Source organism: Mesorhizobium sp. M0983 (assembly GCF_040318975.1).
Lineage (GTDB): Bacteria > Pseudomonadota > Alphaproteobacteria > Rhizobiales > Rhizobiaceae > Mesorhizobium.
In genome coordinates, this window is sequence record NZ_JAMYNH010000007.1 from 218,238 (window position 1) to 230,708 (window position 12,471).

A 12,471-nucleotide genomic window follows, 5' to 3' on the forward strand; every position below is an offset into this window, starting at 1 on the left:
GGGTCACCGTAGCCACGGCGAGGAACCGGTAACGGAATGGCGCAGCCTGCAGCCCAGAATTCGACGATCAGGAACGTGCTGCTGGCCGGCATCCTGCTGATGCTCGCCGGCGATTTCCTGTTTGCGCTGAACGACGCGATGGGCAAGTGGCTGGTCGCCAGTTTTTCCGTCGGCCAGGTCGTGCTGATCCGCTCGATCGGCGCATTTTTCATACTCGGGCCGATGATTGCACATCAGGGTGCGGCCAAGCTGTTTCGCATGGAGCGGCCGGAGCTGCAGCTGCTGCGCGTGGTGATGACGACGCTCGACACGGCGCTGTTCTACGCGGCGGTCGTCTATCTGCCGCTCGCCGACGTGATGAGCTTCTACATGGCCGGGCCGATCTATGTCGCGGCGCTGTCGCACTTCTTGCTTGGCGAAAGGGTCGGCTGGCGCCGCTGGGCGGCTATCCTGGTCGGTTTCTGCGGCGTGCTGATCATGCTGAAGCCGTCTTCGGCGGCGTTCTCGCTGTCGTCGATGTTCGCGCTCGCCGGCAGCATTTCCTTTGCCTTCGCCATCATCCTCAACCGGCGACTGCGCGGCACCAGCGACACCTCGCTGGTCACCTGGCAAACCATCGGCACGCTGCTGGTCGGCGCTGCGTTGACCATCGGCAGTTGGAAGACGCCGTCCTCGCTCGATTTCGGCGCCATGCTGCTTCTCGGCATTGTCTCCTGCGGCGCGCATCTGATGATCACCAGGGCATTGAAGCTTGCGCCTGCCTCGACCTTGGCGCCGCTGCATTACAGCCTGCTGTTGTGGGCAGTGGTCTTCGGCTCGGCCTTCTTCGGCGATGTGCCTGGGCCACGCATCCTGGTCGGCTCGGCCATTGTCGTGCTGGCCGGCCTGTTCATCTTCCACCGCCAGAAGGTGGTCGACACGGTGCCGCCCGAAAACGTGCCGAAGGGTGTGAACTAACCCTGGCGCACCGCCGCGAGATGCCGTGAAAATTCCGGCGTCTCCATCAGTGCCTTGCAGCGCGCGAAGCGGCCGTCGGCGTAGGCGCGGAAATCGTCGACCGGATTGCCGTTGGCAAGCTGGATCAAGCCCCACAGCGTCCACAACAGGTCGCACATCGCCTTGTAGATGACGATGCGGGCGCGCTCCGCCGGTCTCGGCTCGCCGCCGAAATAGGCCAGCATCATCTCCTCGTCCTGCCCGGCGTCGAATTGCCCTTCGACGCTGAGGTCGCCGAGATCCCAGAGCGGATCGTTCATCCCGGAATATTCCCAGTCGACGATCCACATCCTGTCGCCCGTATCGAGAAAGTTTTCGCAGAGCGGATCGCAGTGGCAGGCGACGATTGGCAGAGGATGAGCCGCAAGTGCCGAGCGCACGGTTTCCGCTTCGCGGACCCCATCGTGGTAGCCGGCAGGCAGGGCGACGTCCTTGGTCGACAGCACTTTCAGATAATCATCGATCATCGCAAACAGTTCAAAGCGGAAGGGGAACACCGCGCCGGATGTGTGCAGTTTGCGAAAGGCCTTGCCGGCGCGTGCCGGGCTGCCCGGTCGGGTCTTGAATTTTTCCGGCGACATCGTCTCGGCGCTGGCGATGAAGCGGGTCACCAGCACGCCGGTCTCGGCATCGACATGCAGCACTTCCGGGCTGACGCCGGCCTTCGCCGCTTCCCGCGCCGCCACTGCCTCGTTGGCGCGGTTGATGTATTCCTCGGTACCCTTGCCGGGGATACGCAGGCAGAAATCCTTACCCCTGAAGACGAGGTTGGTCAGGCCGCCGAGCCGTTCCAGCGGGCCGTCATAACCGGCCAGCATCGGAATGGCCGCAAGTGCGGCGCGTGCCTGGTCGTCCGCCATGGCTTTCGCTCCTTTTCCAGTCTTTATTGTCGCGACGACGGTTCCACAGTTTTCGCCGTTTGGCTATGATCGCGTCGCAGATCGATACCAGGCGACGGAAAGCGATGACGGACAGCAAACAGCAGAGCGCGCTCGCCGCAGCCTATGCGGCGAAGCGACCGGAAGACGTCGCGGCGCTCTACGACAGCTGGGCCGGCACCTATGACGCCGACATGTCGGCGGCCGGCTATCGCCATCCGACCATCTGCCTTGCCTTGCTGGCCCGCCATCTGCCGCGCGGCGCCGCTCCTCTCCTCGATGCTGGCGCAGGCACCGGGCTCATCGGCGAATGGCTTGCCATCACCGGTTATCCGCAGGTCGAGGCGCTCGACATTTCGGAAGGCATGCTGGCGCAAGCCGCGCGCAAAGGCGTCTATTCGGCCCTTCATTGCCTGGCGCTTGGCGCGCCGCTGCCTTTCGTGGACGATGCCTATGCCGGGATCATCTCAGCCGGCGTCTTCACGTCCGGCCATGTCGGGGCCGAGGGTCTGGACGAGCTGATCCGCATCTGCCGGCCGGGCGGGGTGATCGTGCTGACGGTGAAGAACACGCTGTGGGATGCGGGTTTTGCCGCGCGGATCGCCGAGCTCGAGGCGCAAGGCACCGTCACCCGCGCCGAGGAGACGCCGCCCTATGTCTCGATGCCAGGCGAGGCCGATACGGTGCCCAGCCGGGGGCTGGTGCTCATCGTGAACTGAGGCTGAAACCGGAAGGCTCTAGGCCTTCACCTTTGCTCCCGCCGGATCGTAAAGCGGCTCGAGGTGGATTTTAGCCGGCGTCCGTTCCATCGCCACCACCAGCTCGTAATCGCCGGAGGTGAGGAAATCATCGCCGACGCCATCGGCATTGCGCACATAGCCGTAGCCGATGTTCTTGCCGACGGTGTAGCCATAGCCGCCGCTGGTGAGATAACCGACGGCCTCGCCATTGCGCAGGATGGTCTCACGCCCGAGCAGCACGATATCCGGATCATCGACTGTGAAGCCGGCAAAACGTTTCCTGAGCGCCGCGCCGTCGAGCTTTTCAAGCGCCCGCCGGCCGAGGAAATCGGTGTTCTTCCTGAGCTTCACCGCCCAGCCGAGGCCGGCCTCCTGCGGCGTGTCGTTGGGCGTGATATCGGCGCCCCAGGCGCGGTAACCTTTTTCCAGCCGCAGCGATTCTAGCGCCCGATAGCCGACCGGGCGAATGTTGTGGACAGCGCCCGCCGTCATCAGCGCGTCGAAAACCTCGCCCGTCGCCGCGATCGGCGCATGCAGCTCCCAGCCGAGCTCGCCGACATAGGTGACGCGCAGTGCCCGAATGACGTGGCCGGCAATGGCGATCTCGCGAACATGGCCGAACGGAAAGGCGGCGTTCGAGACGTCGGCATCGGTCACCGCTGACAGCACGTCGCGGGCGCGCGGCCCCATCAGCGACAATGTGCCGAACTCCTCGGTGACGTCGGTCAGCGTCACGTCGAACTCGCTGCCGATATGATCGGCAATCCAGGAGAAATCATGCGTGCGGAAACCGGTGCCGGTGACGATGTAGAATTTCTCCTCATCGAGCCTCGCCACGGTCAAATCGGCCTCGATACCGCCGCGCGTGTTGAGGAGCTGCGTGTAGGTCAGCCGGCCGACCGGCTTGGCAACGTCGTTGGCGCAGATCCAGTCCAGCGCCTTCAGCGCGTCGGCACCGGTCATTTCGTATTTGGCGAAAGACGACTGGTCGAAAATGCCGATCTTTTCGCGCACGTGGCGGTGCTCGTCGCCGACGGGTGAAAACCAGTTCTGCCGGCCCATCGAATAGAGGTCCTTCGGCTCGATGCCTTCCGGCGCGAACCAGTTCGGCCGCTCCCAGCCAAGTTTCGAGCCGAACACGGCGCGATGTTTTTGCAGCCGTTCGTATAAAGGCGAAACGATGCGTGGCCGGCCGCTGACATATTCCTCGTGCGGGAAGCCGATCGTGTAGTGCTTGCCGTAGGCTTCCAGCGTGCGGTCTCGGACCCATTGCCGGTCGCGGTGCAGATCGGAAAAGCGGCGGATGTCGACCACCCACAGATCGAGCGGCGCCTCGCCGTCGACCACCCATTGCGCCAGCACCCAGCCGGCGCCGCCGCCGGATGCAATGCCGAAGGCGTTGAAGCCGGCGCCGACGAACATATTGGGGCATTCCGGCGCCACACCGAGGATGAAATTGCCGTCCGGCGTAAAGCTCTCCGGACCGTTGATCATCTGCTTGACGCCGACATTGGTGAGCGCCGGGACACGCTCGATCGCCTGGCTCATATGCTGTTCGAAATGATCGTAATCATCGTCGAACAGCCGGAACTCCCAATCGTCCGGCACATCGCCGCCGGGCAGACCGGTCGTCCAGGCCTGCGGGTTCGGCTCGTAGCCGCCCATCACCAACCCGCCGACCTCCTCCTTGAAATAGGTGCGGCGATCGGGGTCGCGAATCGTCGGCGCATCGGTCGCCAAGCCGTCGATCCTCCCGGTGATGATGTACTGGTGCTTCACCGGCTGCAGCGGCACGTTTATGCCGGCGAGCGCACCCACCTGCCGCGCCCATTGCCCGGCGCAGTTCACCACCTTGTCGCAGGCGATATCGCCCTTGCTGGTCTTCACCGCGGTGATGCGGCCGTCTCTCATTTCGAAGCCGGTGACCCGCACCTCCTCGAACAATTTTGCGCCGTGCATGCGCGCGCCTTTGGCCAGCGACTGGGTGATGTCGGAAGGGCTTGCCTGACCGTCGCTCGGCAGCCAGGAAGCGCCGACGAGGTCGCCGGTTTCCAGCAGCGGCCACATTTCCTTGACCTCGGTCGGCGACAGCAGATGCATGTCCATGCCGAAGCTCTTTGCCGTCGTTGCCAGCCGCTTATACTCGGTCCAGCGGTCGGCATTGGTGGCAAGCCGCAGGCAGCCGGTCATCTTCCAGCCGGTGGCAAGGCCGGTTTCGGCTTGCAGCCCTTTGTATAGATCGACCGAATATTTGAGCACCCGCGTGATCGACGCCGACGAGCGCAGCTGGCCGACCAGCCCGGCAGCATGCCAGGTCGAGCCCGAGGTCAGCTTGCCCTGTTCGAGCAGCACGATTTCGGCCTTGTGGTCGCGCGCCAGATGATAGGCCGTCGAACAGCCGATGATGCCACCGCCGATGACGACGATGCCGGCCTGGGCGGGCAAGGTCATGGCCGCATCCCGTATTTTGTCCTGTAGTTTTCCAGGGCGGCTTCGAGCCGCGCCAGGTTTTCGTCGGCGTAGGCGGCGTAGTCGACGCCGGGCGCATCGAGGTAGAGCTCGGAAACCATGCCCCACATCGCCTCGCGCAGCAGCGACGCGCATTGCATGGCGGCGTGCGAGCGCCGTATCGCTTCGTCCGGCTCCTTCATGAAGTAGGCGGTCAGGAAGGCGAAGGATTCCTCGTCGCTCATGCCGGCATTGGAAGCCGCGCCGGCAAGGTCGAACATCGCGGTGTTGAAGCCGGCATATTCGAAATCGATGAGCCATAGCCTGTGACCGTCATCGATTATGTTAGCCGGCAGAAGATCGTTGTGGCCGAAGACGATCGGCAGCAGTTTTTGCGCGCGCTCGAGCTCGTCCGCCAGCGTCAGCAGGCGTGGCAATTCGCCCAGCTTGCGGCTGCCGCCTTCCTCCAGCGTGCGCGCATAGTCGCGAATGACGTGGAATACCCAGAACATGAAGCCGGCGCCGGAGACATGACCGGGCATCTCCCGGTGGAAACCGCGCAGCAACGCGGCGACGCGGCCGAGATCGGCGCGCACGTCTTGCGCGACATAGGCCTTGGCGCCGAGATACTCCGTCACCATGACGCCGGGTCCGGTGTAGCGGACGGCCGGAGCGAAGCCTGCCGCGTGTGCTGCCCGCGCGGTCATCATCTCGCGCTCGCGAAAGACATGGTGGAACGGATAGTCCTGCCCGATGCGCACGACGTGCCGCCCGGCCGCGTCCTTGACCAGGTAATTGGCATTGCTCAACCCGCCCGGCAGCGGCGCAATGTCGATGCTGCCGGTCCAGCAAGGCAGCGCGCGGATGCGGTCTTCGACAGTCACGATCTCGTCCAACATTGGGTCAATTTTCCACGCATGTCATGGCTGGCCAGCGATGACAATCGGACGGAGGAATGGAGGCAACGCGAAGATCTCGTCGGTGCAGATCTCGGGATCGGTATCCCGCACCGCACCGACGAGCCCCTTTGTGCCGGGTTCTTCGACGCCGGCATCCGCCCCCGCGGATCCTAATTTTCGGTTCCCTCGCACCCGAGGATTTCCCAGGCGTTCAGGCAAGCAATTTTTCGTGCGGCTCAGCCGTCGGCCTCCGTTCCGAGCCTGTCACAGCGATAATGTCGCGCCAGGCTGGAGACGTTGTCAACGCGAAATTGTGGTGTTTTCTGCTTTTTTGCCCGAATTTTGCGAAATATCTTGGAGTAAGTGGCATTTATGCCGTAGAAACGGTCAATGGTGCAACAATTCGACCGGTTGGAACCGATGGGCCACTCGAAGCGGCATGGCGAAATCCTGCGCCTCCTCAAGGAGGAAGGCACCGTCACCATTGCCAGCCTGGCTGACCGGCTGGGCGTCTCGCTGGAGACGGTACGCCGCGATGTCAAGCCACTGACCAGCGATGGTTCCATCCTCAAGATGCATGGCGCCGTCGGCCTGCCGTCGATTGCCGGCGAAGCGCCGTTCGAGCGGCGCATGCGTGAGAACGCCGATGCCAAGCGGGCAATTGCCCGCATGGTCGCTGCCACCATCCGCGACGGCGAGTCGATCATGCTCGACACCGGCACGACCACGAGCTTCCTGGCCCGCGAGCTGCTCGGCCACCGGCGGCTGACGGTCGTCACCAATTCCTCCGACATCGCCCGCACGCTGGCCACCGTCAACGGCAACAAGGTCTATATGGCCGGCGGCGAGCTGCGCAGCGATTCCGGTGCTGCTTTCGGCGTCTCAGCCATCGAATTCGTCAGCCGCTTCTCCGTCAGCCACGCGGTGATTTCGACCGGCGCGGTCGATGCCATCACGGGTGTCATGGACTATGACCTCGAAGAGGCTGAGTTCGCCCGCATGGTGCTGTCGCGCGGCCAGCGTTCGCTTGTCGTCACCGACCACAGCAAATTCGGCCGGCAGGGTCTGGTTCAGGTCTGCGGCTTCGACGGCTTTTCCGAACTCGCGACCGACCGTCTGCCGCCGCATGACATCGCCGCCGCCCTTGCCCAGGCCGGCGCGCGGCTCAGCATTGCGGATGGCGGAAGCGAGGACTGAGCTCTATCGGGAGAACGGCACCAGCACCCACTTCCCAGCGCCGCCTCTGCCGTGTTTAGTCCGGCCATGGCTTTCACCATCCGCCAATTGCAGTTCTTCATCGCCGTCGCCGAGCAAGGCACGGTGTCGGGCGCCGCCCAGAATCTGTCGATCTCGCAATCCTCGGTCACCGAGGCGATCAAGGAGCTGGAGCACGATCTCGGCGTCGAGCTGTTCGAGCGCCACCCGCGCGGGCTGAACATCACCCACAAGGGCCACCAGTTCCTGCGCCATGCGAGGAAGATCCTTGCCGACGTTTCCGATGCGCGCCGCGCCTTCTTCGGCGAACAGATCGCGGCAAGCGGGCGGCTGCAACTTGGCGTCACCTCGCTGGTCGCCGGCTATGTGCTGTCCGATCTTCTTGCCCGCTACCGCCGCGCCTATCCGGGTGTCGAGGTCTCGGCGATCGAGGACAATGGCGACTATCTCGAGCACCTGTTGATCGGCGGCAAGCTCGACATTGCGGTCATGGTCACCTCGAACCTGCGCGACCGCACCGCGCTGCAGTCCGAAATCCTCGAAGTCTCGGCCTACCGGCTGTGGCTGCCGCTCGGCCATCCGTTGGCCGGTGCCGACATCATCGGCATCGGCGATATCGCCTCGGAACCGCTGATCATGCTGACCGTCGACGAGATCGAGGAGAATACCGGAAAGCTGCTGACGGCGATCGGCGCCAAACCGCACGTCGCATTCCGCACCCGCTCGGTCGAAGCGGTGCGCAGTCTCGTCGCCACCGGCGCGGGCGTGGCGCTGCTGCCGGACCTCGTCTACCGGCCATGGTCGCTGGAAGGCGACCGCATCGAATCGCGCGATATTTCGGGATCGTTGCCGGTCGTCCAAGTCGGCATGGTCTGGCGGCGCGGCTCCGGCCTGCCGCAGGCGGCGCGCGACTTCATCGGACTTGCCCAGTCGCAGCGCATGGTGCGCCAACGGCCCGAGAAGATCGGCCGGTGATGTATCGGAAAAACCGATATCGGCTTTCTGATAAATGAATTTGCGAAACCGGAAATTTCGCAGCACTTTTGAGCCAGGGAACAAAGCTGCCGCAGGAGCACGGCCCCTTAGAGCCGCGCATCCAACGTTTGAACGGGCGCATGACCTTTTCCGAAAACCGAAACCGGTTTCGAGGTCATGCAAAATGGGAGATCGACGATGAATTCATTGCTGAAATCATGCACTGCCTTGACGGTCGCGCTGACCTTCTCCGGCCAGGCCATCGCCCAGGTCAAGGAGCTGGGCAAGGGTGAAGGCGAGGTCAATATCGTCGCCTGGCCGGGCTATATCGAGCGCGGCGAAACCGACAAGGGCTATGATTGGGTCACCTCGTTCGAGAAGGAAACTGGCTGCAAGGTCAACGTCAAGACCGCCAACACCTCCGACGAGATGGTTTCGTTGATGAACGAAGGCGGTTTCGACCTTGTCACTGCCTCCGGCGACGCCTCGCTGCGCCTGGTTGCGGGCAAGCGCGTCCAGCCGATCAACACCGACCTCATCCCGAGCTGGAAGACGGTCGACGACCGGCTGAAGGATGCGCCCTGGTTCACCGTCGGCGGTGTCCATTACGGCGTGCCGTACCAATGGGGGCCGAATGTGCTGATGTACAACACCGAAGTGTTCAAGGAGGTGCCGAAGAGCTGGAACATCGTGTTCGAGGAAATGAAGCTACCCGACGGCAAGTCGAACAAGGGCCGCGTCCAGGCCTATGACGGGCCGATCCACATTGCTGATGCCGCCAACTACCTGATGGCCCACAAGCCGGAGCTCGGCATCAAGGATCCGTACGAACTGACTGAGGACCAGTACAAGGCTGCGCTCGACCTGCTGCGCGTCCAGCGTACGCTGGTCGGACGCTACTGGCATGACGCTGCCATCCAGGTCGACGATTTCCAGAACGAAGGCGTCGTCGCCTCCGGTTCATGGCCCTATCAGGTCAACACGCTGATCGCGGCCAAGAAGCCGGTCGCCTCGACCATTCCCGAGGAGGGCGTCACCGGCTGGGCCGACACCACCATGATGGAGGCCGATGCGGCCCACCCGAACTGCGCCTACATGTGGATTGAGCATTCGCTGTCGCCGAAAGTGCAGGGCGACGTCTCCGCCTGGTTCGGCTCGCTGCCGGTGGTGCCCGCCGCCTGCAAGGGCAACGAACTGCTCGGCGAAGAGGGCTGCAAGACCAACGGCTACGACAATTTCGACAAGATCAAGTTCTGGAAGACGCCGGTCTCGAAATGCGCCACCCAGAACGACCAGTGCGTGCCCTATTACCGCTGGGTGTCGGACTATATCGGCGTCATCGGCGGACGGTGAGTTCGTCTCACCTACGAAGCTCGGCGCTGCCCCTCACCCTTACCCTCTCCCCGTGAAGAACGGGGGGTCGCCAGCGTTGGAGCGCCTCCCTTCTCCCCGTCCACTACGGGAGAAGGTACCGGCAGGCGGATGAGGGGCAGCGCTACCCTGAATTTGATGAGCCTGACAGATCAGGACAACCCATGACCTCCGCCGTTTCTTTCCAAAAAGTCTCCCGCCATTTCGGCAGCGTGCGTGCCGTCGACGCGGTCGATCTCGACATCGTGCCGGGCGAGTTCTTCGCCATGCTCGGGCCTTCCGGCTCGGGCAAGACGACGTGCCTGCGCCTCATCGCCGGGTTCGAGCAGCCGACGGCGGGCTCGATCTCGATCTTCGGCGAACGCGCCGAGGGCGTGCCGCCCTATCGCCGCAACGTCAACACCGTGTTCCAGGATTATGCGCTGTTCCCGCATCTCAACGTGCTCGACAACGTCGCCTATGGGCTGATGGTCAAGGGCGTCGGCAGACCGGAGCGGCAAAAGGCGGCGGAAGAAGCGCTGGCGCTGGTGCGGCTTCCCGGCTACGGCGCGCGTCGCCCTGGCCAGCTTTCCGGCGGCCAGCGCCAGCGCGTCGCGCTCGCCCGTGCGCTGGTCAACCAGCCCAAGGTGCTGTTGCTCGACGAGCCGCTCGGCGCGCTCGACCTCAAGCTTCGCGAGAACATGCAGGAGGAGTTGAAATCGCTGCAGAAGGCGCTCGGCATCACCTTCGTGTTCGTCACCCATGACCAGGGCGAGGCGCTGTCGATGGCCGATCGCGTCGCCGTCTTCAACGACGGCAAGATCATGCAGATCGGCACGCCGGAAGACATCTACCAGCGCCCCAAGACCCGCTTCGTCGCCGATTTCGTCGGCTCGTCCAACGTACTGCCGCCGGATTTCGTCCAGCGCTATGCCGGCCAGCATCGCTGGGGCAGCCTGCGCCCTGAATCCATTCGCATCGGCCGGGCGGCCAAGGGCGACGGCGTTGCGGCTCGCCTGGTGTCGACCAACTATCTCGGCGCGACGATAAGACTGGCGCTCGATGCCGAAGGCTTGCGGCTGCATGCCATCGTGCCGGCGGGTGCTGCCTTGCCCCGGGAAGGCGAGGCGGTGGTGCTCACCTTCAACCGCGAGCATTTGCATCTGATGGACGAGCTGGGATGAGCCTGGACGCCGCCATGCCGCGGGCCACGACCCCCGCCATCCTGCCGGGAAGCGGCGGCCTGCGCGGCGCGCTCTCCGACCTCTTCTGGCGCCGGCCCCAACTCCTGCTTCTGCTCATGCTGCTGCCGCCGGTTCTTTGGCTCGGCATCGTCTATATCGGCTCGCTGTTCGCGCTGCTTTTGCAGAGCTTCTTCTCGATCGACGAGTTCTCCGGCCTCATCAACCGCGAGTTCACGCTGAAGACGTATGGCGACCTGCTGCAGGCCGCCAATCTCGACATCATCCTGCGCACGGTAACGATGGCGGCGCTGGTGACGTTTGCGTCGGCGGTCATTGCCTTTCCCATCGCCTATTACGCGGCGCGCTATGCGCGCGGCCGTTGGAAGGCGTTGTTTTATCTCGGCGTCATGCTGCCGCTGTGGTCGAGCTACCTGGTCAAGATCTATGCCTGGAAGCTGATCCTCGCCAAGGAAGGCATCCTGACGTGGCTGCTGACCAAATTGCATCTTCTGTGGCTGCTTGATGCCTGGCTGTCGCTGCCGATCGTCGGCGGCAACTCGCTGTCGGTATCGTCCACCGGCACCTTCATCGTCTTTGTCTATGTCTGGCTGCCGTTCATGATCCTGCCGGTGCAGGCGGCCCTCGAGCGCGTGCCGGGCAATCTGGTCGAGGCTTCTTCCGATCTCGGCGCGTCACCCGGCCAGACCTTCCGCAACGTGCTGTTCCCGCTGGCATTGCCGGGTATCGTCGCCGGTTCGATCTTCACCTTCTCGCTGACGCTCGGCGACTACATCATTCCGCAGATCATCGGCACCTCGCGGCTGTTCATCGGCCAGGCCGTCTATTCGCAGCAGGGCACCGCCGGCAACATCCCGCTCGCCGCCGCCTTCACTGTGGTGCCGATCGTCATCATGGGCTTCTATCTCTGGGGCGCCAAGCGCATGGGGGCCTTCGATGCGCTCTGACCGCGGCCAATCCGCGCCGATCGGCCTGAAGCTCGCTGCCACCGGGGGCCTGCTTTTCCTGCACCTGCCGATTCTGCTGATCTTCGTCTATGCCTTCACCACCGAGGAGAAGAGCTTCGTCTGGCCGCCGCCGGGCCTGACCACGCAATGGTTCGCCGTCACCTGGAACCGCCCCGACGTCTGGCAGGCGCTGTCGCTGTCTGTACGGGTCGCGGCGATCTCGACCGCCATCGCGCTGGTCCTCGGCACGCTCTGCGCCGCCGCCGTGTCCCGCACAAAATTCTTTGGCCGCGAAACCATCTCGCTGCTGGTCATCCTGCCGATCGCGTTGCCCGGCATCATCACCGGCATTGCGCTGCGCTCGGCCTTCGCGCTGGCCGAAATCCCGTTCTCGTTCTGGACGATCGTCCTCGGCCACGCCACCTTCTGCGTGGTCGTCGTCTACAACAATGCGGTCGCCCGTTTCCGCCGCACGTCCGGCTCGATGATCGAGGCGTCGATGGATCTCGGCGCCGACGGTTTCCAGACCTTTCGGCATGTCGTGCTGCCCAACATCGCAACCGCGCTGCTGGCCGGCGGCATGCTTGCCTTTGCGCTGTCCTTCGACGAGGTCATCGTCACCACCTTCACCGCCGGCCAGCAGCAGACGGTGCCGATCTGGATGCTCGAAGAGTTGATCCGTCCGCGCCAGCGTCCGGTCACCAATGTCGTGGCCATGGTGGTGGTGCTGGTGACGCTGCTTCCCATCCTCGCTGCCTATTACCTGACCCGCGACGGCGACCAGATCGCCGGTTCGGGCAAATGATCTCGTTCATAAGGGA

The 12,471-nt window shown here is 63.9% G+C and carries 11 protein-coding genes; 8 read left to right on the forward strand and 3 right to left on the reverse strand.

The genetic code is table 11. From position 1 onward, the window contains the following. The first annotated feature begins 36 nt into the window (after nt 1-36). Nucleotides 37-957 (forward strand): DMT family transporter, encoded by a 921-nt coding sequence (locus NKH71_RS15790; protein WP_352483994.1) that lies wholly within the window; start codon nt 37-39, stop codon nt 955-957. On the opposite strand, the gene NKH71_RS15795 is transcribed toward NKH71_RS15790, so the two are convergent. Continuing rightward, on the reverse strand, nt 954-1,856 hold the full coding sequence (locus tag NKH71_RS15795; RefSeq protein ID WP_352790617.1) for a phosphotransferase: 903 nt from the start codon (nt 1,854-1,856) through the stop codon (nt 954-956). The two genes, NKH71_RS15790 and NKH71_RS15795, sit on opposite strands and share 4 nt — an antisense overlap. Nucleotides 1,857-1,960: 104 nt before the next feature. On the opposite strand from NKH71_RS15795, the gene NKH71_RS15800 reads away from it, so the two are divergent. After that, nucleotides 1,961-2,593 (forward strand): class I SAM-dependent DNA methyltransferase, encoded by a 633-nt coding sequence (locus tag NKH71_RS15800; RefSeq protein WP_023717942.1) that lies wholly within the window; start codon nt 1,961-1,963, stop codon nt 2,591-2,593. A gap of 18 nt (nt 2,594-2,611) precedes the next feature. On the opposite strand, the gene NKH71_RS15805 is transcribed toward NKH71_RS15800, so the two are convergent. Next, entirely contained in the window at nt 2,612-5,065 is a 2,454-nt protein-coding gene (locus NKH71_RS15805; RefSeq protein ID WP_352483992.1) for a GcvT family protein, read from the reverse strand. Next, complete coding sequence (locus tag NKH71_RS15810) at nt 5,062-5,946, reverse strand: phosphotransferase family protein (RefSeq protein WP_023717944.1); 885 nt, start codon at nt 5,944-5,946, stop codon at nt 5,062-5,064. Before NKH71_RS15810 ends, NKH71_RS15805 begins: the two co-directional genes overlap by 4 nt. Before the next feature lie 435 nt (nt 5,947-6,381). Here NKH71_RS15810 and NKH71_RS15815 point away from each other — a divergent pair, with 435 nt between their 5' ends. The 6 genes from NKH71_RS15815 (at nt 6,382) to NKH71_RS15840 (ending at nt 12,455) form a co-directional block, all read left to right on the forward strand. Then, entirely contained in the window at nt 6,382-7,158 is a 777-nt protein-coding gene (locus tag NKH71_RS15815; protein WP_352484001.1) for a DeoR/GlpR family DNA-binding transcription regulator, read from the forward strand. A 66-nt stretch (nt 7,159-7,224) separates the two neighbouring features. Next, nucleotides 7,225-8,151, forward strand: a complete 927-nt coding sequence (locus NKH71_RS15820; RefSeq protein ID WP_023717947.1) for a LysR family transcriptional regulator — start codon at nt 7,225-7,227, stop codon at nt 8,149-8,151. 198 nt (nt 8,152-8,349) lie between these two features. Next, nucleotides 8,350-9,504: an ABC transporter substrate-binding protein gene (locus tag NKH71_RS15825; protein WP_352483991.1), complete on the forward strand. Its 1,155-nt coding sequence runs from the start codon at nt 8,350-8,352 to the stop codon at nt 9,502-9,504. 182 nt (nt 9,505-9,686) lie between these two features. Continuing rightward, the gene (locus tag NKH71_RS15830; RefSeq protein ID WP_352495758.1) at nt 9,687-10,685 is read left to right on the forward strand and encodes an ABC transporter ATP-binding protein; all 999 of its coding nucleotides are present in this window, start codon (nt 9,687-9,689) and stop codon (nt 10,683-10,685) included. A 14-nt stretch (nt 10,686-10,699) separates the two neighbouring features. Beyond that, nucleotides 10,700-11,650 (forward strand): ABC transporter permease, encoded by a 951-nt coding sequence (locus NKH71_RS15835; protein WP_352484000.1) that lies wholly within the window; start codon nt 10,700-10,702, stop codon nt 11,648-11,650. Then, complete coding sequence (locus NKH71_RS15840) at nt 11,640-12,455, forward strand: ABC transporter permease (protein WP_352483989.1); 816 nt, start codon at nt 11,640-11,642, stop codon at nt 12,453-12,455. The genes NKH71_RS15835 and NKH71_RS15840 overlap by 11 nt, the downstream gene beginning before the upstream one ends. Nucleotides 12,456-12,471: the final 16 nt, after the last annotated feature.